22 protein-coding genes and 1 pseudogene are annotated in these 22,750 nt (G+C 40.9%); 8 read left to right on the forward strand and 15 right to left on the reverse strand.

Annotation, left to right across the window (positions count from 1 at the left end; translation table 11 throughout):
- Nucleotides 1-192: 192 nt before the first annotated feature.
- Genes B4Z90_RS00090 through B4Z90_RS00100 form a run of 3 tightly spaced genes read left to right on the forward strand, consistent with a single transcriptional unit; the run spans nt 193 to nt 4,108 of the window.
- Nucleotides 193-1,470 carry a TolC family protein gene (locus B4Z90_RS00090; RefSeq protein ID WP_070567041.1) on the forward strand — a complete coding sequence of 426 codons (1,278 nt, stop codon included), beginning with the start codon at nt 193-195 and terminating at the stop codon, nt 1,468-1,470.
- Complete coding sequence (locus B4Z90_RS00095; RefSeq protein WP_070567039.1) at nt 1,470-2,531, forward strand: HlyD family secretion protein; 1,062 nt, start codon at nt 1,470-1,472, stop codon at nt 2,529-2,531. Before B4Z90_RS00090 ends, B4Z90_RS00095 begins: the two co-directional genes overlap by 1 nt.
- Nucleotides 2,531-4,108, forward strand: a complete 1,578-nt coding sequence (locus B4Z90_RS00100; protein ID WP_139145021.1) for a beta-carotene 15,15'-monooxygenase — start codon at nt 2,531-2,533, stop codon at nt 4,106-4,108. Before B4Z90_RS00095 ends, B4Z90_RS00100 begins: the two co-directional genes overlap by 1 nt.
- Nucleotides 4,109-4,178: 70 nt before the next feature.
- On the opposite strand, the gene B4Z90_RS00105 is transcribed toward B4Z90_RS00100, so the two are convergent.
- From B4Z90_RS00105 to B4Z90_RS00120, 4 genes are all read right to left on the reverse strand, one after another.
- Nucleotides 4,179-5,396 carry a HAMP domain-containing sensor histidine kinase gene (locus B4Z90_RS00105; protein WP_236560265.1) on the reverse strand — a complete coding sequence of 406 codons (1,218 nt, stop codon included), beginning with the start codon at nt 5,394-5,396 and terminating at the stop codon, nt 4,179-4,181.
- 158 nt (nt 5,397-5,554) lie between these two features.
- The gene (locus tag B4Z90_RS00110; RefSeq protein ID WP_070567033.1) at nt 5,555-6,235 is read right to left on the reverse strand and encodes a response regulator transcription factor; all 681 of its coding nucleotides are present in this window, start codon (nt 6,233-6,235) and stop codon (nt 5,555-5,557) included.
- Nucleotides 6,236-6,434: 199 nt separating this feature from the next.
- Nucleotides 6,435-7,721, reverse strand: coding sequence for a sensor histidine kinase (locus B4Z90_RS00115; RefSeq protein ID WP_070567030.1), 1,287 nt, complete (start codon nt 7,719-7,721; stop codon nt 6,435-6,437).
- Between the two features lie 9 nt (nt 7,722-7,730).
- Entirely contained in the window at nt 7,731-8,405 is a 675-nt protein-coding gene (locus B4Z90_RS00120) for a response regulator transcription factor (protein ID WP_070567028.1), read from the reverse strand.
- A 166-nt stretch (nt 8,406-8,571) separates the two neighbouring features.
- On the opposite strand from B4Z90_RS00120, the gene B4Z90_RS00125 reads away from it, so the two are divergent.
- Nucleotides 8,572-9,096, forward strand: coding sequence for a hypothetical protein (locus tag B4Z90_RS00125; protein ID WP_070567025.1), 525 nt, complete (start codon nt 8,572-8,574; stop codon nt 9,094-9,096).
- A gap of 144 nt (nt 9,097-9,240) precedes the next feature.
- Here the strand turns inward: B4Z90_RS00125 and B4Z90_RS00130 are convergent, their stop codons facing one another.
- Nucleotides 9,241-9,990, reverse strand: coding sequence for a hypothetical protein (locus B4Z90_RS00130; protein WP_159333225.1), 750 nt, complete (start codon nt 9,988-9,990; stop codon nt 9,241-9,243).
- Between the two features lie 245 nt (nt 9,991-10,235).
- Between B4Z90_RS00130 and B4Z90_RS00135 the strand changes: the two genes are divergently transcribed.
- The gene (locus tag B4Z90_RS00135; protein WP_083295997.1) at nt 10,236-11,360 is read left to right on the forward strand and encodes a serine hydrolase domain-containing protein; all 1,125 of its coding nucleotides are present in this window, start codon (nt 10,236-10,238) and stop codon (nt 11,358-11,360) included.
- 81 nt (nt 11,361-11,441) lie between these two features.
- Here B4Z90_RS00135 and B4Z90_RS00140 read toward each other — a convergent pair whose 3' ends face one another.
- The 4 genes from B4Z90_RS00140 to B4Z90_RS00155 all read right to left on the reverse strand — a co-directional run bounded on the left by B4Z90_RS00140 (nt 11,442) and on the right by B4Z90_RS00155 (nt 15,902).
- Entirely contained in the window at nt 11,442-12,338 is an 897-nt protein-coding gene (locus tag B4Z90_RS00140) for a 3-hydroxyacyl-CoA dehydrogenase (protein WP_115050007.1), read from the reverse strand.
- Nucleotides 12,339-12,402: 64 nt separating this feature from the next.
- Nucleotides 12,403-14,343 (reverse strand): oleate hydratase, encoded by a 1,941-nt coding sequence (locus B4Z90_RS00145; RefSeq protein ID WP_115050009.1) that lies wholly within the window; start codon nt 14,341-14,343, stop codon nt 12,403-12,405.
- Nucleotides 14,344-14,440: 97 nt separating this feature from the next.
- Nucleotides 14,441-15,337 (reverse strand): helix-turn-helix domain-containing protein, encoded by an 897-nt coding sequence (locus B4Z90_RS00150; RefSeq protein ID WP_159333224.1) that lies wholly within the window; start codon nt 15,335-15,337, stop codon nt 14,441-14,443.
- A gap of 64 nt (nt 15,338-15,401) precedes the next feature.
- Nucleotides 15,402-15,902, reverse strand: coding sequence for a GNAT family N-acetyltransferase (locus B4Z90_RS00155; protein ID WP_115050011.1), 501 nt, complete (start codon nt 15,900-15,902; stop codon nt 15,402-15,404).
- Between the two features lie 217 nt (nt 15,903-16,119).
- Between B4Z90_RS00155 and B4Z90_RS00160 the strand changes: the two genes are divergently transcribed.
- The gene (locus B4Z90_RS00160) at nt 16,120-16,572 is read left to right on the forward strand and encodes a GNAT family N-acetyltransferase (protein ID WP_201303570.1); all 453 of its coding nucleotides are present in this window, start codon (nt 16,120-16,122) and stop codon (nt 16,570-16,572) included.
- Between the two features lie 22 nt (nt 16,573-16,594).
- Nucleotides 16,595-16,795 (forward strand): annotated as a pseudogene (locus B4Z90_RS25015) (VOC family protein); the annotation flags it as partial.
- 1 nt (nt 16,796) lies between these two features.
- On the opposite strand, the gene B4Z90_RS25020 reads toward B4Z90_RS25015, so the two are convergent.
- The 5 genes from B4Z90_RS25020 to B4Z90_RS00190 form a co-directional block, all read right to left on the reverse strand.
- Nucleotides 16,797-17,321, reverse strand: a complete 525-nt coding sequence (locus B4Z90_RS25020) for a GNAT family N-acetyltransferase (protein WP_070567003.1) — start codon at nt 17,319-17,321, stop codon at nt 16,797-16,799.
- A 3-nt stretch (nt 17,322-17,324) separates the two neighbouring features.
- Nucleotides 17,325-17,687 (reverse strand): DUF4180 domain-containing protein, encoded by a 363-nt coding sequence (locus tag B4Z90_RS00175; protein ID WP_046675035.1) that lies wholly within the window; start codon nt 17,685-17,687, stop codon nt 17,325-17,327.
- Between the two features lie 112 nt (nt 17,688-17,799).
- A complete protein-coding gene (locus B4Z90_RS00180; protein WP_070567000.1) occupies nt 17,800-18,723 on the reverse strand; it encodes a Dyp-type peroxidase in 924 nt (307 codons plus the stop codon).
- 73 nt (nt 18,724-18,796) lie between these two features.
- Nucleotides 18,797-19,393, reverse strand: coding sequence for a hypothetical protein (locus tag B4Z90_RS00185; RefSeq protein ID WP_070566997.1), 597 nt, complete (start codon nt 19,391-19,393; stop codon nt 18,797-18,799).
- On the reverse strand, nt 19,374-20,159 hold the full coding sequence (locus tag B4Z90_RS00190) for a class I SAM-dependent methyltransferase (RefSeq protein WP_070566994.1): 786 nt from the start codon (nt 20,157-20,159) through the stop codon (nt 19,374-19,376). Before B4Z90_RS00190 ends, B4Z90_RS00185 begins: the two co-directional genes overlap by 20 nt.
- A gap of 488 nt (nt 20,160-20,647) precedes the next feature.
- Here B4Z90_RS00190 and B4Z90_RS00195 point away from each other — a divergent pair, with 488 nt between their 5' ends.
- Nucleotides 20,648-21,481, forward strand: a complete 834-nt coding sequence (locus tag B4Z90_RS00195; RefSeq protein ID WP_139145020.1) for a hypothetical protein — start codon at nt 20,648-20,650, stop codon at nt 21,479-21,481.
- Between the two features lie 151 nt (nt 21,482-21,632).
- Here the strand turns inward: B4Z90_RS00195 and B4Z90_RS00200 are convergent, their stop codons facing one another.
- Nucleotides 21,633-22,730: an efflux RND transporter periplasmic adaptor subunit gene (locus B4Z90_RS00200; RefSeq protein WP_070566989.1), complete on the reverse strand. Its 1,098-nt coding sequence runs from the start codon at nt 22,728-22,730 to the stop codon at nt 21,633-21,635.
- Nucleotides 22,731-22,750: the final 20 nt, after the last annotated feature.

The following is a 22,750-nucleotide window of genomic DNA, read 5'->3' on the forward strand; positions in this document are numbered from 1 at the left end:
GGATATTGTAAGGACTTCTTGGCAGATATTGGTCTTTTTGTTTGAATTGATGAAAAAATGTCTTTTTTCCATAACATATTGGCGTTTGTGAAGAAATCCAAGTTCCAATAAGTGTCTAAGTTTGCAACGCAAAAAAATTACATAGCACACGTGAACTTTTTTCCTCCCTATTGGGCAAAAGGCATACTAACCATGGGATTGTTAGTATGCGCTATTTCGGACACCTTCGCCCTCGATTCTTTGCGTATGTCGCTGAAAGACATGATCGACAAAGCACTACAAAACAGTAAATACATCGAGCAGTCCTATTTGCAGCTCAAAGAAACTGAGGTGGCAGTACAGCAGCAACGCATGGAGTTGCTCCCTAAGATTTCCGCCAGAGCTTCTGCTAGTTATGCAAGTAATATGCCTGTATATGACCAGGGGCTTTTAAATAAACCTTCCCAGCATGATATCATTCATTACTTGTACGATAGCGGCCTGGATTTTTATCTGAACCTCTACAATGGGCATCGGGACCTAATGAAAATAGAGTCCAAAAAACTGGAAAATGAGCTGGCTAGAATCGATTGGAAGAATGCCGCAGCACAGACGAAATTGGAGGTTTGCAATCTTTTTTTGGATTTGGAACTGTCGTATAGTAACCGATCTTTAATCGAGCAGGATATTGCTGATCAACGGGTACAGCTCAAGGAGATTGAGCATCTGTATAAGGCGGGCGTGGTATTACACAGTGACGTCTTGCGTATTTCGTTGGAACTTTCGAAGCGGGAACTGTTGCTCGTGCAGATCGGTCATGATATTCAGGCTGCAAATCAGAAGCTGCAGCTAATTGGCGGTATTACAGCAGAGATTATCCCCTTGACCGAACCTTTTAAAGTGGAAAGCCCCAGCTATGAAGCGCTTGTTGCCGAAGCGCGAAGCCATGCTTTTTCCCTTCTAAAATCCGAACAGGAAGTTGTTTTGAAGAAATTGTCGGTCAAACAGGCGCGATCAAATTATCTTCCTGAGTTGGGTTTGACCAGCACATTTACCTTTGCCAATCCACAGGTCTTCTTGTATCCCTATAATCCCAGCTGGTATAATCTGAGTATCACAGGGCTCAAATTAAGCATACCGATCTCGGCTATCTATCTCAATAAAAACGTGGTGCGCGGAGCACAGATCGCATTGGATCGACAAGAGGTAAAACACCATCATGAAGAGGAGATTCTGGAAAATCAGCTGTTACAGGCCCTGTTGGATTATCAATTGGCTATTAAGCAGCAGGACGTCTGTCAAAACAATAAGGCGTTGGCGCAGGAAAATGCACGAATTATAAAAAACAGGTATTTTAAATCATCGGCTTTGATTACGGATCTATTGGATGCTGATATGCAATACCTAAAAACACTTTTTGATCTTGAAACCGCACATATTGCGATACAGAAACATTATTATTTTATCGAATTTTTGAAGGGTACTATCTAATGAAACCTAAATCACGAAGAACAGTTGTGGAGGCACAACTCACTCGAATCACCAACTGGTTGGCCGGAATTGTCTTGTTGGCCTTGTTGTTATGGGGCGCTCAAGCATTATGGATGCGACTGCGGTATACCTACACAAATGATGCACAGGTAACGCAGTATATCAATCCCATTGTTTCCCGGGTAGGAGGATATGTAGTTTCTGTGCATTATCACGATCATCAATTGGTTAAACGGGGTGATACCTTGTTGCTTATAGATAATAAGGAATATAAATATGAGGCTGATCAGGTAGCGGCATCCGTCAATAAGGAAGCTGCAGAGATCAATGTTCTTCATAGTCAAAAGGAAATTCTCCAGGCGGAACATGAATCTTTACGCACATCAATTGCTGCCGGGGAGGCTCGGGTAACCAAGCAACAGTTGGAATATGATCGATATAATTATTTGTTTCAGGAAAAGTCTGCAACGGCACAGCAACTGGAGGATGTAAAAGCGACGTTGGATGTGTATAAGAGTGAGCTGGCTTCGTTAAAGCATAAATTACAGGCTTCACAGGAGCGTGTGCATGATGTGGATATGAAAAAAGGTGTGGTTGATGCCGAACGTGTTCGTTTAACGGCAGCTGTCGGCCGCAAACGGCTTGATGTCGGCTATACCGTTATTCGCGCACCTTACGATGGACAGATTGGCAAACGCACGATTGAAAAAGGTCAAATGATAAGTGCTGGCGAAGTTTTGGGCTTTATCGTCAATAGAGAAACCCCAACCTGGGTAACCGCTAATTTTAAGGAAACACAACTCCGCTATTTGCATCTTGGCAATAGGGTTGAGGTGGTTGCTGATGCGTATCCGGATCAAAAATTTTATGGAAAAATTATTTCCATCTCCCCGGCTACTGGATCTGCATTCTCCCTTTTGCCGCCAGATAATGCAACGGGCAACTTTGTGAAGATTGTACAACGCGTACCTGTGCGCATTGAGCTGGATAAGCAAAAGGGAGCCCAACAGCTTCTTTCGGGAATGAATGTGAATGTATCGGTATCAAAAAAACAGAAATAGTGAAGGGAATTTTTAAAGAATGGGTGCCGGAGTGGTTGATCAAGCTTATCTTGTTTAGCAGTTTGATGCCCAGTATGGTCTTATTTTTCCTGCCGGGTGCAAATACAAATGTCACCGCTGGATTTTACGGTGCACAACCCAGTGATGTCCAGTTTCTGATCATTTTGTTTTATGCTGGTTTTGTTGGATTCTACGTTTTAGAACGGCGCTTTTTTTTATACTTTCCCATCAAGCAGTACTACATTATTTTTAATCTTCTACAGCTATTGAATTGCTTTTTGATGTACAGCATCACCGATATCAGCTGGGTATATGGCCTGCGCTTTTTCCAAGGGATGTTGTTTGCTTCTGCCGTAAACTTATCGATCTCCATGATATTCTCACGGTTGAAAAGCGATCGGGCTAAGGAAGTAAGTTATGCTGTCTTTTTTGGTATGTTACTCTGCAGCTCCCCATTTAATACTTTCGTCACGGCTGAATTTATCGATTCATTCAATTTTGATCAGCTCTATCTATACGCTGCCTTATCATTTGTACCGGGTTTATTGTTGATTATGCTGTCGATGCGCTCCATACGGCATATACGTCCTTACCCTTTGTTTTCATTAGACTGGGCAAGCTGCATTTTCTATAGTCTTGTGATCGTCAGTTTTGGCTATCTAATGGTGTATGGACAAGAAGTTTATTGGTTTAACGATCAGCATATGCTGATCATATTCGGGGTAGGTCTAACGTTGCTTATTCTTTTTATTGTTCGGCAAATGGTGCTCAGGCGTGTGTATGTTCATTTGGTGATTTTTAAAAACAGGAACTTTCTCTTGGGCTTATTGATTTTGTACATGATGTATATTGAGCGTTTCTCCTTGACCATCTCAAATCAATATCTCGTACAGGTTATTCAACTCGATCCTATTCATTTGTCCTATATCCAGTGGTTTAATATTGCTGGTATTGTCGCTGGTGTTCTAGGCTCATTGTATTGGATGCTTGGGCAACGCCCCGTAAAATGGATCTGGATTTCGGGCTATTGTTGCTTGCTGCTGTTTCACCAATGGATGTTTTTCTCCTTTGAGGGGCAGGGGAATGATGCGCATTTTTGGATACCCTTAGTTTTACATGGACTCGGAGTAGGGCTTATTATGGTACCCACCATTTTATTTTGTATTACCAGTGTCAGCCCGCAATTGGGGGCTTCTGCGGCTGCGGTCTGTCTTGCTATCCGATACCTGGGCTACACGAGCAGTATCGGTTTGCAGAATTTTTTCAAGTTGTTTGAATATGCCCAGCACCAGCAGGTTTTTAGGGACCAAACGGAAGTGGGCAATCCCTTATTTCGGGAGTACCTGCAGCAGGAATCTGTCAGCATTTTGCAGCATGGACTGCAGTATAAGGAACATACGGCAGCCTTAAAGCTCGTTGCTGAGCGGGTCAAGATCCAATCCTTTGTGCGCTATGCCATGGATTATTATGAGATCATGTCCATGATCAGTATCAGCATACTTTTGCTGATACTGATTTCGCCTTCCTTGAAAAGCATGTATAAAAAGTTGAGAAAAAACAGAATTTCTCCTGCTTAGCTGACAGTGCTACATTTTTCCTTTACCACAATATGCTGGTTAAGGAGACTTAAAAAAAAATAGCATGCTATCAGGATAGGGAACGATGTGAGATATCAATGCTAAAAACACTTCCAACGCCTTTTGCCGAGCGGACGGTGATCTCGCCTTGATGGAGAAGCACGATTTTTCGGGTAAGCGATAAACCAATACCATTTCCCTCGCTATAATCTTTGTTGCTTCCACGATAGAATGGTGTGAATATATTGGGCAGATCGACTGGGTCAATGCCTATTCCGTCATCTTTAAATTCCAGCTGAATTCTATTTTCATCCGCTTTGATAGCGATTAGGCATTTTTGATTGGGTGAAAATTTACAGGCATTTTCAATGAGGTTGACAAAGGCGACCTGCAATAGATACTCATTTGCATTGATGGATAGAAGTTTTTCATCTTCAATCGCCGGATCGACAAAAATGTCGAGTTTATAATTTGGACTTGACTGGAGAACCTGCTGGCATGCATCAATTAGTATTTCGTCTATACGTAAGGTTTTAAACGCGATTTCAGCACTGTCGTAACTTGCTTTGGCAAAATCAAGTAAGCTATTAAATAACTTCTTCAGTTTTTGGGCATCATTTAGCGTATTGTCGATGACAGTTTTATACTCCACTATGCTACGGTCCTTATTGGCAGAAATCTCGAGTTCTGCAATCATGGCGGCCAAGGGTGTTCTTAGCTCATGCGAGATATTGGAGACAAAATGCTTTTGGGCATCAAAGGAGTTCTCGAGGCGGTCGAGCATCGCATTGAATGTGCTGGCCAATTCGGAAAGCTCGTCTTTATTTCCGCTACTCGTAAGCCTGGCATCCAAACTTGTCGCAGAAATGGTTTTTACACGTTGTGTCATTTCCAGGATAGGTTGAAAGACCTTTTTGGAAAAGAATATTCCTGCTGCATAGATCAGAAATATAGACAAAATGAAAACCAAAAAAATGGTAGATAATAGACTATTCAGTTTATTGTAGCCGTATTGATCATAGGCTGCGGCTGTGATGATGTAAGTTTTGTCTTTATATGGAAAGGTTATGCCGATGACCTGCCATTTTTCCTGATAAAATCGTATCTCTTTATTTTTGAGAATATCCTGCAGCATGGCTGGTGTCTCTTTGACAAAGTCGATATCTACGGCATCATGATACAAGAGATCAAAACGGGTGTCGTAAATTGCAACCTCGACTTCGTTGAGGATTTTTCGGTTGTTGTGGTAGATATCTTCTAAGGTCTTTTTGTCGACTTTTGCATTCAAAAAAAGGTTTGCTTTGGTGTAAGCTTCTTTTTTCTATAGGGCGTAAAACTCTCTTTCCCGATTCTCCACCGCTGAAAAATATACTGTACAGGCAAATACCAGCAATATGGTGGCTGTAATCAGCGTGAATAATATGGAGATTCGTGTCCTGATCCGCATTAGTCCTGTTTTAGAATAAAGCCCATTCCGGATCTGGTATGGATATATCTGGTTGCAAAATCTTTGTCGATTTTTTTACGTAGATAGTTGATGTAAACATCAATGAAGTTGGTTCCGGTGTCGAAATGTGTTTCCCACACTTTTTCAGCAATTTCCATTCTGGAAAGGACACGCTCGGGATTTTGCAATAAATAATGGAGTAACTTGAACTCTTTGGGGGTCAAATGGATTTCGGTATTATTCCTTTTGACGCTTTTGGTATGGAGGTTCATTTCCAGGTCTCCATAACGCAAAATTGTTCCTGTGAGTGTATCTTGTTTTTGATATTTTTTGAGCAGGACTCTGATGCGGGCTAGGAGTTCGCGCATTTCAAAAGGTTTGACCAGATAGTCATCCGCTCCGGCGTCAAAACCCTCAATTTTATCGTCTGTAGTTCCTAATGCTGTTAACATGATAATGGGAACATCGGGTTTGATATGACGAATCTCTTTGCAGAGATCCAATCCATCCATCTTAGGGAGTACGATATCGGTTATGATAAGATCAAAGTCGTGTTGTAAGGCCATTTTCTTTCCAGATATGCCGTCGTAGGCAATAGCTGTTTGAAATTCATTTTCATCAAGTCCGCGTTTGATCAATCCTGCGACACGTACGTCATCTTCGACTAGGAGAATCTTCATATAAAGAAAAACGTTAAAAACTTCGATGAATCGAAATTTATCTATGATACCAAATCAGGGGCTATCCATGCATCGTCCCTACAAATGTATTAAACTAAGCTAAATTTACACGGATATGCAAATAAAACTTTCTACACGGTCCTGCGATGACATCACTTACCTAATGTCTGTTATTGATCGTAGGACTACTTTTGGAATTTTAAAAATGAATGGAAAAAATATGTTGATTATTTTCAAATTGATAATCAACAATCCAGCCTTGATACCGGGCGATTTCGGTAATAATTGCCAATCCTAAACCACTGCCTTGGCTGTTTTTCGAAAGTTTGGAAAACCGTTTGAATAAAAGTATTTTATCTAAGGGCATTGAACCGGGGTTATATACCGTTAAAGAAGTTTGATTGAGATGTACAGCAATTGTATCGTTGGCATTGCTGTAACGTATGGCGTTCAGGAGTAGGTTGTTGATCAGAATTTCGGTCAGACTGCTGTTTCCTGTCAGCAGCACCGATGGTTGGATCTCTTGTTGCAGTCGTAGCTGTTTTAGCTCCAGATGTTCTTGCATGACTTCAATACTTTGTGTAACAAGCGAGTCCATACTGATTTTTTCGGAATGATCGAATTGACTGTTGTCAATCTTGGCGAGCAGCAGCAGGTTGCGGTTGATTCGCGTGCTACGTGAAAGCGCTTTATGCATATCTTCAAAGAGCTGGTATTGCTCATCGCTTAGATCCGGGGACTGCAATAAGATATCTAACTTATTTTTTAGGATTGCCAAAGGTGTTTGCAATTCATGAGAAGCATTTTCAGTGAATTCCTTTTGTGATCGGTATACGGCCAGGTTTTTTTCAAGAAGCTTGGATAAGGATTGATTAAGCTCATGGAACTCTATGGTGTCCGTTTGCTGAAAGTCAACCTGTTGTTGACTATTGAGATTAAATGCCTTCAATTTATCAACGGTATCTCGAAATGGTTTCCAGAGCCTAAGTGATATTTTTCTGGAGATAATAAGTAAACCAATGACCAAGATAACAAAGAAAAACAAGGTTGTTGCGGCGATGGCGGCGATGGTTTCTACAGATTCTTCAATATTTGTTTGTACGGTAAAACGATAAGGCGCACCATTGATCTGAATAACAGATGATAGGCATCTAAATCGGTCAATTGTCTTTGGCTCGACAAAACGCTGCGGTTTTTCGATGGTATACACGCTATCTTGCAATAAATCGCCCGGCTTTACGCGATGTATATTGGTTTCAGGTTGTATGTTATTCCATAAAGCGATGCTGGCTTCGAGCTTGTCTTCGGAGAGTTTTAAACTGTTCAGTTCGTAGGTTGTTTTTTTGACGATAATTTCGTTATGTTCGTCTAATTCACTTTTCCATATCCCGTCGATTACAAAATAATAAACAGGAATACTGACACCTAGTACAATCAATACATAGAGTAGAAATGGGGTCGTTATTTTGCTCAGTAGGGGTTTCATCTCACTATTTTAATTTTCCCATTTGTAGCCCGTACCGTATACCGTTTTGATATAGGATTGACTTCCGGCGTCCTGTAGTTTCTTTTTTAAATTTTTGACATGAGCATAGACAAAGTCATGGTTATCGAGCATATCAGCAATGTCGCCGGACAAGTGTTCTGCTAAGGTACTTTTTGAAATTACTTTATTTTTGTTGCCGATAAAAAACATCAGCAGATCGAACTCTTTTTTGGTCAATACAACAGGAAGATCATTGACAATAACAGTTTTTGCCAGTAGATCAATCTGTATTTCATTTTGCACAACAATATTTGAGCTATTGAATTGTTTTCGACGGATCAAGGAATAGATTCGTGCTGTGAGTTCAGATAAATGGAAAGGTTTGGTCAGATAATCGTCGGCCCCCAGTTGTAGTCCATGGATTTTGTCGTCCAATGCATTTTTTGCAGAAATGATGATCACACCGTCCTGCTTTCGCTGCGTCTTCAACTCTTCGAGTAGTTTTAGACCATTTCCATCTGGTAGGCCGATATCCAGTAAGATACAGTCGTACTGGTATAACTGAATTTTGTCCAGAGCATCCTGCAAAGTTGGCGCAAATTCGCATAAATACTGTTGCTCGCTAAGGTATGTAGCGATGCTTTTGGCCAGCTCCAATTCGTCTTCTATGATCAAAATCTTCATGTGGTAAAGATAGAACTTCAATTTAGTAGAAATTTAGAATTTATTTCGCAATGATCTATCAATTTTGTTCATTTTTATTTCTTGTCCTACGACAAGTGTAATCGCTATTGAAACGTGTAATTTTAGTCTAAATCAGTTATTTAGTATTTAAAAAAATCAAAACGAAATGGATAAACCGAAATCATTAAAATTAGAAATCATCATTCCTGCTTATCGCATGCACAGTCAAATTTTTCTGAATGCGTTGGATGGCGTTTCGGAAGAAGATGCATTAAAACGAATTGATGGACAGACCAACCATATCGTATGGATGGCGGGTAATTTTGTAAATGTGCGTTATGCAATGGCACATGTTCTTGGGCTTCAGGAAAATGATCCTTACCATGAGCTATTTTTTATGGGAAAGACACTCGATGAAAGTTATCACTATCCCAGTGTGCAGGAATTAAAAGAAAATTTTAAAGCGATATCACCGAAAGTCTATGCTGCTTTGCTGCAAGTGGACGATACGCAGCTGGCTGAACTATTTAAGATTAATATGAATATCCCTTTTATTGAGGAGGACAAGCTAAATTTCATAGGGATGTGTATCGGACGGGAAGATTATCTGGCCGGTCAGATTGCCTTGATGCGAAGGTTGCTGCACTATCCAGGCATGAAATACGATATTGACGAAAAAATCCAGTACTAAAAGAAAAAATCCAGTACTAAAAATAGAGACTCAAGATCGGCCGCTGCTTAAAACGTTCGATCTTGAGTTTTTTAAGTATGGATCTAGCCGCATGATCTGTCTGCGCTGAAAAGTCAATACGTTGGTTATACCTAGAAATAAGGTTTACTCGCTACCTTTTATCGTCAATATAACACCTGAATATTTCTCGTGGTCTTTACCGATATAGAGCAGATCGACTTTTTTTGTCGCAGCATCCTCGAGCTGTTTTTTCAATAGATTTAAATCCATTTTTTCTGTTTTTTCCTGCCATTCATCGGTCGATTGGGGCCTGAACGAAGCAATGTTCTTCATGTCAAAAAGTGCCGAATTTGTGTCGAGCTGCTTTGAACGATGTATAAAAACAGTGTCGCCCACGATTTTATCTATTTTTATCCAACCTGCAGGAAGTCCATTTATACTGTTACCATCCTGATCGGTAAAAAAAGTAGCGCCATAAAGCTGGCCTGCCTTTAGTTGCTTCAACTGATCAATCATCTGACCAACTTCTTTTTCCCGTTGTTGATTTCCCAATTTATTCTTTACCCCATAAATGACTGCCCAGATAAGGATTGCCGCAGTGACAATTAGAAATCCTTTCCATAACTGAAAATAGGGGATGCTATACTGACTTTTGAACGCTTTGATCTCTGCTTTTAATTCATCTGAATAATTCCGTGCGTGAATCAATTTACCCTGTTCGTCGTAAAGTCTGGAAAGTTTGACAAATCCACCGCCAAAAGGTAGGCCTATAAACCGACGGGCTGGCGTAATAATCTGCAAGGTGAAATTTCTTGGCGCGTTTTCTTTTTTTAAGGTTGCGGTTACCGTTTTTTCTGCTAATACAAAGTCGTAGATACTGAAAATAAAAAACATAGTCTGTCGTGATTTTTTAATGAAGAACTGAGGGAAGGATTCCGGATCAGTTCGGCTTCATGAGAAATGAAGCATGAAAGCAAAATTAAAAGAAATAAATAAAAATCAATAAAAACACCCGCGCATTGCAAGAAAATTTCGATTTTTGAAGGGTACATTTTTGAAAAGCAATAAGATCAAATTGATTTAATACGCTGTGCCTTTCAGGAGGCTGACAATATAAACCGAAATGTACTGTATAAAATATGATAAACCTAAAACTGAGTTTTATTTTGATCTGTGTAACAAGTGTTGTTATGGGACAAAAAATGGATAAATCAAAATTGGATAGCACCATTGCAGGCTATTATAAGGACCCGGCAGCTCCGGGGATTAGCTGTGCAGTTAGCCAAAATGGTCGTCTTATTTATCGTTATGCAATTGGACGTGCAGATTTGAAGGAAAAGCGTGCAATCACATCCAGCTCACATTTTCGCCTGGCATCGGTAAGCAAACAGGTGACTGCACAGGCGATATATACCTTAGTGATTCAAAAGCGTTTAAAACTAGACGACCCATTGTCCCTTTTTTTTAAAGATCTGCCAGTCGCGCTGAAAGGTATTACTGTAGCACAGCTTCTGCAACATACATCCGGAATCTGGGACTATGAAGAGCTTATACCGAAAGAAAGGAAAGATCAGGTATCGGATAAGGATGTGCTGAAGTATATCCGGCAGACTGATCGTTTATATTTCCCTTCGGGAAGTCAATTTCGCTATAGCAATACAGGCTATTGTCTTTTATCGCTGATTGTCGAGCATGTTGCAAAAAAATCCTTTGCTTCCTTTGTCAAAAATCACTTGTTTGAACCCATAGGCATTAGCAAGGGATTGGTATATGAACCGGGCACGACGGTTGATGAACGAGTCTACGGTTATCATCCGACAGAAGGCTCCTACCTGTTTGCCGATCAGAGTGTGACAAGTGCGACACAGGGGAATGGGGGTGTTTATCTATCTGCGGATGAATATCATACATGGGCCAATTTTTTGGTAAAAGATCGGTTAATACAGCCGGGACTGGAGCAATTGTTCGATCAAATGGCCTACCCGGTAAAGGATGGAATAGCGTATCATTTCGGATGGTTTATTCAAAAAAATGCAGGCCATAAAATCCTGTTTCATTCAGGTGAATCTACCGGGTTTCATCATATCGTATATATCGATGTACAGAAAGACCTTGTGGTTTCACTTTTTAGCAATCGTGATGATTTGATGATCGGTGAAGCATTTGATGCCATCCTTAAAACAATGGGTATCAGCAAACCGGTATTGAATGGACAGCATCGTTCAACTTTTGCATGGTTGAACGGAGTATATGCAAATGAGTGAAAGAAGGAAGCGGATTGAAATAAGCATAAACACTAAATCGTCACCGCTCCACCTGCGACGATTTAGTGTTTATGAAGAGACCTACTTTAAAAAGTCGGGCGATTGATAGGCCGGATTGGGATAGGTATAGAACCCTTCCCCAGTAGCGACGCCCAATTTGTTTTTGTCTATAAAATGCTCTTTGAGATAGGCCACTGTTTTGATCTTTAAGGGATCATTTGTTGCATCGGCGCTCATTTTATTGATATTATACGCTGTTGTGATGCCAACGATATCGAGTATGCCGAAGGGGCCTGTTGGCGCCCCAGTGGCAACCATCCAGGTTTTGTCGATCGTTTGGGCATCCGCCACTTCGTTGACCAAAAGATCTGTTGCCGCCGAAAGTAATGGGACAAGTAAGGAGTTTACAATATAGCCAGGCTGCTCCTTGTGCAGCGGGAGGGCAACCATGCCAATGGATTTTGCAAAGTTTACAACCTGCTCAAATACAGTTTTGTCTGTACCCGGATGGCCCATAATTTCTGCTGTATTGTGCTTCCAGATTTCATTGGCAAAATGTAGCGCCAGGAACTTCTCTGGACGGCCGGTTTCTTGGGCAAATTGACTTGGTAGCAAGGTTGAGGAGTTTGTGGCAAAAATGGTTTTCTCCGGAGCCACTTTCGCTAACTCCTGATAGAAGCCAATTTTAATGGCTGGGTTTTCGGGAACGGCTTCGATAAGAAGATCTGCGTTTGCTACCGCCGCGGCCAGATCTGAACTATAACTTAGCCTGTCAAAGGTTGAAGCCAGTTGTTCTTTACTCGCATGAAGATCTTTCTCGAATGCCTGCGCCAAAATATCAAATTTTGCTGCTGCTTTTTTTAATACATCGTCGTTGATGTCGTATACAGTGACATGATAGCCATGAAATGCTGTTTGGAAAGCGATTTGATAGCCTAAAACCCCACTGCCAGCTATCGTTATATTTTTAAAGTCCATGATGTTATTGTTTTTTCAATTCGTAAAAATCTGCGCCACGGAATCATGGCGCAGGTTGTGATCCCTATCCTTTAATTCCTTTTAACCAATCTTTGAATTTGGTGATCTGCTCTGTCAGGAAAGATTCATGGTCTTCTTGTTCCTCAGAACCGATAGGCAGGATATGTTCAAAATAAGTGCCTTTTAGCATTTTACGTAGTAAGCCTTCGCCCACAAATGGTTTGTCATCATTTAATGTTTTGGCTGCTTTCAAAAGATGGCGGATGTCGTATTGTAGGGGATTAATATCCGGAACCTGCTTGTTTAAGTTCAGCAGTTCGTATACCGCAATACGTGCGGTACGTACCGAGCTTTCCATCGTAAAGACAACGTCATTGTTGGTTTCGACAAACTGACCGATCAAGCCCAGGTTTTTACATCCTTCAGGTACGACTCTCGGACGGTCGCCTTTTGCTCTTGGCATAAACATCGAGGTGATGTAAGGCATAAATGTCGTACGTACAATCGTATTTTTGATAACATCGTCCAGTTGATCAATAATGCCCAAATGGTGACATAGTTCGGCTAAAATTTCATCTCCAGTACATTGTGGCATTGGCTTTTTGATGTAATTTCCTTCTTTATCCATAAATAAGGCATATACCCATAAGACAAGAACATCATCCGGTTGGCCAGGGAAATGTGGCTGTCTATTACAGGTGAAACTCATCAGCCAATCAGAATCGGTAATGGTAATAATACCGCCAGTGACTGTTTTGCCGGAATAAGGGTCATTGACAGAATATTCTTTTAGTTTTTCGACTAAAGCCGAAGGTTTACATGTCAGGGTCGCAGACTCCCATGCTGATTTTTCGATGTTACTGCAGAACTTTTCGGGTTTACCAAAGATGGCGGATTTGGCAGCCAGATTTTTCCAGAGTTTCCAGCCTGCACTTTGACCGCTGCTGCTGTTGTCGATAGCGATGATCGGTGCATTTTTGTTGTCGCCGTAGAAGGTATCTTCTGTCATTGATCCAGTTGTCACAATGACGAAGTCGTCTTTTCCGATTGGAATTTTTACCTCTTTACCGTCTTGTTCTGTAATCAGGGCCTCCACAACTTTTCCATCGGTATTGCTTTGGATATCCAAGTCTTTGACTAACACATTGAATCGAATGTTTACACCTTTGCTTTGGAGTACTTTGCGCAAAGGGGTCACAAAGGTGTCGTATTGATTGTATTTCGGGAATACGAGTGATGAAAGATCATTCAATCCGTCTATCGCATGTAAAAAGCGGTGCATGTACAATTTCAGCTCAAGTAAACTATGCCAGTTTTCGAAAGCGAACATGGTACGCCAGAAGGTCCAGAAATTGCTGGATAAAAATGACTCGCTGAAGTAGTCTTCGATGGTTAAGTCATCTAAATCTTCTTTATTTTTGAGGAGCAATCGAATGATGGCCAGCTGATCCATTTTGCCCAATCCAAACTTGCTGAAGTCTTTTATCTCACCAAGTTTATGAATAAGCCTTGCTTTGGAGTAGTTGGAGTCGTTGTCATTGATCAAACGGTACTCGTCCAGAACACTGTAGGGGGCAGGCATTTCCAATGCAGGAATGTCCTGAAACATATCCCAAAGATTTTCGTAGGTCATATCCATTTCCCTACCACCGCGGATGACATAGCCGTCGGTTGCATTACCGGCGCCATCTAACGAGCCGCCTTCCACATGGAGCTGTTCAAGGAATGTGATGTTTTCAGCAGGAACATGACCATCTCGGATAAAATAGTAGGCTGCAGACATCCCTGCTATACCGCTTCCGACGATGTAAATTTTACTGTCTTTATATGATTTTGGTGGAATACCTTTATTGCGTTGATAATTTCCGATCTGATCAGAAAAGGGCATCGATTTTTTCGGTGTGTTACGTTGTTGTTCTTTGCTTGAATCGGGTTCATGATTTACATTTCCATATTCAGCAGATGCATTTAATACTTTGTCGAATTTTGAGGTGATTTCTTTCATGATTCTTATGTTTTTTTAATTGTTGAGTAAAGTTACAAAGACCACCTTCATCATTTGTGCCCTCAAATTCGCTATTGTTCTACCGAATTTCCTCTTTCTACATATTTTGTCGCTTTCGGTACTCTGATGGCGATAAGGTGGCGTATTTTTTGAAAAAACGACCAAATGCTGAGATGGAATTAAATCCGATTTCATAAGAAATTTCTGAGATAGTCTTTTCGGGATTCCCGAGCAGCACATAGGCTTCTTTAAGCACACGCTCATCAATAATTTCATGTGGTGTTTTACCTGATGCTCTTTTAACAATCTGAATGAGGTATTTGTTTGAAATAAATAACTGGTCGGCGTAATATTGTACTTCTTTGTATTGATTGCTATGTCGCTGAACCAGGTCTGTAAACTTATAGAACAGGTTGTTGGTCTCTTGTACACTTTCCGTTGTATTATGGTCTTTAGAGACCAATTCGTCGGCGATCTCTAACAGGAGATTAAAGATGATCGTGCGGATGATATCTGCTGTAAAATGTGTTGTTCTTAAGGTAACTTCTTTGAAGTAGTCCATTAATTTTAACAGCTTGTCAATTTGTTTATCTTGGGAGCTGACAATGGTAAAGGTCGAATTTTTAAAAAGCCCCAGTTGTTCGATAAAGAATGGATTGACAATATGTTTAAGCAGGAATGCTTTGTCAAAAAAGAGTAGCTTCATTCTAAAGTCGGCGCTGACCTGCGAAAACCGGATAATTGTTGTTGGGGCGGATATGAGGATATGGTTTGTCGAGATATGGTATTCCTGATTGTCTACCTGAATATTTATATCGCCCGCTGTACAGATACAGATGGCATAATAATCAATACGAAAAGCATTGCTTGGGTATTCAAAAATCGGATTTCCAGAAGAAATATAATAGGGGCGGTGGCAATTTACGCCAAAGAATGATAAGGTATCTTGAAGACTTTCGTGTGTATTATAAGTTGTTTTTACCTTAAACTTCATTGACTTTTTGTTCGGTTTGGGCATATACAGTTCCTATTGTTTTAAATATTCGAATGGGCTTTGTTTATTCGGATGCTGTCCGTTTGAGCATCAGCTTTTCTGTGGCAATATCGTCTTCTATCCCCACGAAGAAACTTTTGAATCCGAATTTATTCAGTAGTCGTCTCGATGCGGTGTTATCGGGATCAATAATACCAATCACATCTTTACCTGGATTTAATGTTGTGGCAAGGGCTAGCATCGACTCGCAAATCTGTGTTCCCAGCCCCTTTCCCCAATGTTCTTTGCGGAGCAAATAACCAATTTCGAATACACTTGGATCTTTTTTGTAGTTAACAAGCTTACAGTCGCCTAAAAGCTTTAGCGTATCCGCTTCGATTACTTTAAAATAGCCTAAATCAGGATCCTGGTTGATTTCTAGAATCGAATCGAACTTTTTCCGGGCCTGCTCTTCGGACAATCCTTTGCCGGTAATGTATTTCATGACATCATCCGCTTTAACCAAGTCGTGGAAAGCGTCAAAATCTTCCGGAAGATATTTTTTGAATAGAAGTGTATTGTACATGGCTAATGTGTTTATTTACAAGATAAGGTTGTTTTCTCTGAAATCAAATTATCGGAACCTAAATCATCATCTTTCTGTCTTATTTAACTTTTTCATGATTTTAGTTCTCCAATTTAACTTACATTGCCTTTCTGTAAAGCGGAAGGGAAGCTTTTATAAGAATGCTATTCCGTAGCGATACGGTGTAAATAAGAATTTTTAGAGGGAGATAATCGTTATGGAAATAAGAGCGGCAAGTGGAGCCGACTATGCGGCAATCCTGCGCATTTGGGAAAATTCGGTTCGGGCAACACATGATTTTTTGAAAGAGGAGGATCTTCAGTTATATAAGAGACTGATCCCAACCGAGTATTTACCACAATTAAAGGTCTATGTCATCGATGACGCTGGACAGCCTACTGCTTTTTTCGCTGTCTCCGATGATAATCTAGAAATGTTATTTGTGGATTCAGCCTACAGGGGAAAAGGTATTGGGACTGTGGCACTACAGTATGTGCTGGATAAGCTCCAGGTGTATAAAGTTGATGTCAATGAGCAAAATCAGCAGGCTGTTGATTTTTATCTGAAAAAAGGATATCAGCTTATCGGACGCTCAGCTGTAGATGGTATGGGCAAATCCTATCCGATCTTGCATTTACATCACGAGAGCGCTATTAATGGATCGAAATAATTTTAATAAAATGAAATAACTCATGATACAAGGTTTATACGAAACGCATATTCAGGTGCGGGATTTAGCTAAGTCTGTCGCATTTTATACGGAGGTACTGGGATTACGTGTGGCACATCGTGATCCGACACGTCCTATTGTTTTTTTATGGATTGGAACCGGCAAAGACTATATGTTGGGCCTGTGGCAGGAAGAAACAAACTTTCAACCGAGACATTTTGCTTTTAGAGTGGATAAAGAGGATATCTTGAACTATGCCGTGGACTATCTGAAAACACGTGACCTGACACCTTATAATTTTTTAAAGGACGGGATCGAAGCACCGATGGTCTTTGCATGGATGCCTTGTTTTCCGGAGCTACCGAGGCCATGATCCGATGTTTATGATACTGACGGAACAGGGCCGCTATAACTGTTTTTAGTCCTTCTTTGGCATAACCCTGTTGCTGGAATTCTTTTTTTATGGTACAGCCCAATTCCACCTGCAGGTGTTCAGCACCAAAAAAATGAACGCCAATATCGCCGATTACAGCCTTTGCTATTTTGTCGGTCATAACGAGCTGAAACCAGGACTCTGGAAGATTGAACGTGTTTGGGTTTTTTGCTATAAATTCATCGACTTCTGCCAAAGAGTCTGGAATCCAGCCCTGGTATTTATTGGTTTCTTTATCTGAACGATACCCGAATATTGCCCGACTGTCTTCCGGCATGATGGGCCGAATCGCTAATCTTTCTGAATCAATGCGCATGGTTTAACGTTTTGAAAATCTGGCTATCGCTTCTTCACGCGTACCTACAAAATTGATTTTTTTTGATTTATTGCTTTCGTAGATAAAATCGTTTAAACTTTTGCTGTTGTATTTGGAGAAATCGCCAACGATGGCAATGTCAAAGCCATACTGCGTATATTTTTGAAGAATTTCACCGGCAAGTTTTGTTTTAAGTTCGAAGAAGTCATCCGTGATGTTCTCTTGATAAATAATTGCTTTGTATGCTTCTTGCGCGCCACAGTCGACCATAATCTGTAGACCATCATCGAGATTATGGATAAAGACGCCTGAACCTTTAACTTCAGCAATGTTTTCGTCACCTAGCTGAATAATAGTGATTTCCATTTTTTTTGTTGTGTCGTTTGAAAAATATATTTGTGGGATCAGATTCCATGATCCATTGCACATCGTTGGGATATGCTGTTGAAAATGATCCGAGATAGCGGATAAATAGGTTTTAACCTGCAAATTCTTTCAGCATATTGATTGTTGGACAGAAGAACAGGGAGCCGGTATGTGCTGTACTAAAGTCTAGTATTCTATCGTAATTTCCTTCGGGTTCACCGATAAACATTCTGTTCAGCATCAATTGTACGGTACTGAATGTGCTGGCGTAAGCGATAAAGTATGTTCCCATTTCATTTGTTGCGATTTGCCCAAAAGGCATATTGTCGCGCACAATCTTTAAATCGTCACCGACATTGGCCAGGGCCGAATGAGAATTGGCCGGTTTTTCATCGTCGCTCATCTCAATATCGTTTGCTTTGCTTCTGCCGATGACCTTTTCCTGATCGGCGACGGGTAAAGAACGCCAGGCATTCATGTCATGAATATATTTTTGCACAAATAAATAGCTTCCACCCTTATAGGCTGCATCCTCATCACCTACGATACCAAAGAAAGCACGATCCTCACCAAGGGGATTTTCCGTTCCGTCGACGAAGCCCAAGATACTTCGCCCATCCCAATATCTGAACCCATGAACTTCCTCCTTGCAATCCGCAACGGGATTTAATAAGGCTGCTATTTCGGTCGCCATGTCAATGCAATAGCTTTTTTCATAAGCACGAATATGGAAATGTAAATCTCCGGGGGTAGCCACAGCAATATGTTTTTGACCGATGATAGGTTCGAAAGGAACCAATTCCTTTGGCATAGGTTCGTTGAGTTCAAGCTTTTTCCAGGCATGGTGGCTTATGCCCAATACCACGCTTGCTTTCACAAGATTTGAACGTACCTGTGCCGAATTGTTGAGATTGACAACCAATGCACATAAGCGTTGGAAGACATCCTTAATGACCACATTTTCGTGGAAATTCCATACCATAAACACCGTATTGTTGCTCGGTGTATCGATGACATTTTGGGCCTGATGATCCATAAGATAAGTTGTTGTGTGTTGTACAGCCTTGCTAAGCTACAAATAAAATCGGTTGTACGGATAGACTTTTTGATTACTCGAATGCGGTTTTTTGATATAGTTTGACGATTTCATCAATGACCAGATCCGGTTCGTCATAAAAGACATGATGCTCCGCATTTTGAGCCAAAAGATAACGTCTATTGTTTTTTTGATCTGCAAATTTTTTAAGGGCAGCAATAAATAAACTGCGATCGGGTTCTTCAAAAGGCGATTTTCCTGAACCAATGACAGTCATGGGGACATTGATTTTTCCTGCAACCTCATGTAAAACAGCCGTTGACGCTTCGTAGTTTAAAACGAGATGATAGAACCCTAGGCTTTCTTTTTTGATGTTATCAAGTTCACTGGCATATTCGCTCTTCAATGATTTGGATCGCTCCATGGTCATGAGATAAGGGGAGACAATATCGATCATTACTGTGCCAACAACCTGAGCGGGATTGGAACCATCATTTCCCGCTCCAGATTCAAAGACAATGGGGATACCTTTTCCTTCCATTAAAGTGAAATGAAGGCTATGGTTGCCTACATTGATCATGGTATCCCTGAGCTGTGCTTTTACGGCCAGCCCGGGAAGTGTCAGTAGGAGGAAAACGGATAAAAGGAGATTATACTTTAGCCTGTACATCGTTCATTTTAAGTGTCATGCTTGTCGCTTCTGTCTCGATCCATTGGCTGTATTCGGCGATAGCCTGTAAGCGAAGTTCGTCGGAGATATACCCTTCCGTAACCATTTGTCGCGATTGGGCGACTTTGTTCCAGATGGCCAGATTGGTATCAAAGTTAGCTTCTCCTTTTTTGTAGGTCTGATCGGCATTGATAACCTGAACAGAATGGAAACCTGCTTCCTGGAGCAGTGCAGCGACCTCATCAGCAACACGATTGTTCATACCTGCATCTGCTCTCCACTTCAGGAAAGTATGGTAAAATGTGAGCATGCTTTCCGGAGGGGCGGGGTTCCATTCAATGGCGGTGTGATTGTAGTCTAAAATAGAAATTTGTCCTCCGGGCTTTAACCAGGATTTGAATAAGCCCAATGCCCTGGGAATATCACTTAACCATTGCATGGTGCGCGGCGTTATAATCAGGTCGAAAGGATGTGGAGGCTGATAATCAAAAATATTGCTGCAGACCAGGTTCAGATTTTGGGTGCTACCATAGTGCTCATTGCCACTGTCGATAAATGACTGTGTATTATCGAGCCCGGTTATAGTTCCGTCGCCGATATAGCTTGCTACCTCATTCGTGAGCGTTCCGGTACCACAGCCCACGTCCAAGATTTCCATGCCAGGAGATAGTAAGGGAATAATCGTTCTATAATCGAAGGATAATGTTCTTCTTTCAAATATCTTATTGGCCTGTTGGTCTTTTCTGTCGATAAATTTCTCTTTCATTGGATTTGGTTTAGTTGACTGTAAATATAGCTTTTGCTTTCCGGTTAAAAAAAAATCTATTCGTTTAACCGTTTTTGTTACGCTAATCAGACCAACAGTTGATGGTATTCCTTGATTTGTTTATGGTTACTATCAGTCGAATATCCTATTCTCCATTAAGAGGGATATAATAATCTTTTTACAAGGTATTAACAGGGGGTTAACTGGGGATTTACCCCTGCTAACCCCCTGTTAACCCCCTGCAATATCCCTGTTATTATGTAAACTGATGTAAAGCAATTTCAAAGCTGTATCGGACGATAAAAGAGGGCCATTTACTGCTTTATGACGATCATGTACTATTTTGATAGAAACAGTGATACTTTGCGATTAATACCCTAATTAGGAAATTATTTTATGTCGTTTCGTTGTTTTTTTAATAATAGTTTTTTATATTGTTGTACAACAGCACTCGTGCCGTTGCAATTACACTAAGATATCCTGATTTTATGCGAAAAGTATTCAAAGTTCTCACGCTAACGTATTGTGCTGTTTTTCTTTCAGCCTGTTCTTCCAACTATCTCATGACATTCAATGGGGAGAATGTAAAAAAAGATGAAGACAAGGGAACGTTTTCATTTAATAATGATACAGTACAAATTGATTATTCCTTTGCCGACAGAAATGGTCGAATTTACCTTCGAATAGAAAATAAAATCGATAAACCGATCTTATGGGATCTTAAAAATTCGGCCATGATTATTAATGGTAAAACGCAAGGTTATTCTGTTGAACAAGCTGCTTTTAATGGAAAGATGAATGCTTCGGTTTACGATATAAACGCTAGTAAATCCACTATATTCAATGATACTTGGGTAAACGGTTCTATCACAGGATCGGTAAGTTTGCCTAAAGATGTGGTGCTTATCCCACCACATGCCTATGTGGATGGGCATTATTTTGATTTTAAAAACGATGTTAAATCCATTGTACGATCATCCCAAAAAGAAAAAGTGTATATGTATGATATGAATGGCGAGAGTTTTGCGGTAAAACTTGCTCGATTTGAAGGCGCTGATTCACCTTACAGTTTACGTAGTTATTTAAGTTATTCGATTTTAGAAGATGGTAAAGCCATTGTTAAAACTACGGAGCAAAAATTTTATGCTGCCCAGCTTTGGCAGACCGGTTCAGTAGCGCTTAATAATATTATTGAACTGTATAATAAGCGTGGAGACGTGCTGGCTGTTAAGGAAAAAAAGGGGCAGGAGGCTATGATCGTTGGCGGGGCCTTAGCACTAACTGCAGCAGCAGCAGCAATTGACCCGAAAGCAGCTGAATAGTGCTTGTCAAAAAGGCATTTCAAATAACCTGTTTAAGGCTGCCCAACCCTTTAAATTTATGGGCATTTAAATTAGAAAAACCGAATAAATTAGAAAGACCGAATCCGGTTATGGGTTCGGTCTTTCTTTTGTTTAGGAATTAGGAGATGTCCTATTTGACTGATGTACCGTCTATAATCTCTTCATCCGCTTTGCTGACCAATTTGGTGTCTTGTTTTAAGTCGCCAAATATTTCGATCTGACCATCGATGCTGCGTCCTTTCTGTACAGGAATACGTTGTGTTTTGTTCGAAACAACAGCAATCACAAAACTTCCTTCGCCCGAAGTAAATACGGCTGATTTCGGTACAACAAAAGTACTATCCTGAGATGTTAAAGGCAATTCGACCTCTGCAACCATGCCCGGCAATAACTTGTTGTCGGTATTGTTAATGTCAATTTCTACCCGTTCGGATCTTAACCGGCTGTCCAGGGCACCCGATTTACGAGCGATCTTACCCGAGAAGGTTTGCCCCGGCAATGATTTGACGGTAAATTGTAAGGGCTGGTTTTCGGTCAGGAAACCCGAATATTGTTCCGGAACAGCAACGGCTAACCTCAGTTTGCGTTGTTGTTGAATGGTCATGATGGGCATTTCCGAACCACGGCCAGCTGGACCAACATAGGCGCCTTGATTGACATTTCTTGTTGCGATGACACCGTCGAAGGGTGCTCTGATTTCCAAATAATTCAAGAGGTTTTGTACTTCTGCATAGGCTGATTTAGCGGCTTGGTACTGGGCAAAATCAGCATTCTTTTTTGACTCAGCAACCTCAAGATCGAGTCTAGCCACAGTTCCTTCCACCTTGCTGGTTTCGAAGAGTCTATCGTAAGTGCTCTTTGTAGCCATATAAACTGCTTCTTGCGATTTGAGCCGCGATTTTGCAGCAGATAGCTGTGAACTCAATTCGGGAGCTTCCAAGACAGCCAACAACTGGCCTGCATGCACTTTACTGCCGATGTCCACATTGAGGCTTTTGACATAGCTACTGACCTTGGCGTAAATTTCGACCTGCTGGAATCCCGTGATTTCCCCAGGGATCTGCATTTTATTGGTTAATTTCTGTTTGGAAGGTACAAATGTCTCCATTGCCGGAGCTGCAGCTTCGGGACTTTCTTTTTTGACATTTTCCTCGGCTGCCGAATGGCATCCTGCTAAGGATGCGATCAGGCCGGCGATAGATAATATTTTGAACAAATTATTTTTCATATTTTATAGATTATACTGCT

It is taken from the genome of Sphingobacterium sp. UBA5639, from assembly GCF_002421245.1.
Classification (GTDB): Bacteria; Bacteroidota; Bacteroidia; order Sphingobacteriales; family Sphingobacteriaceae; genus Sphingobacterium; species Sphingobacterium multivorum.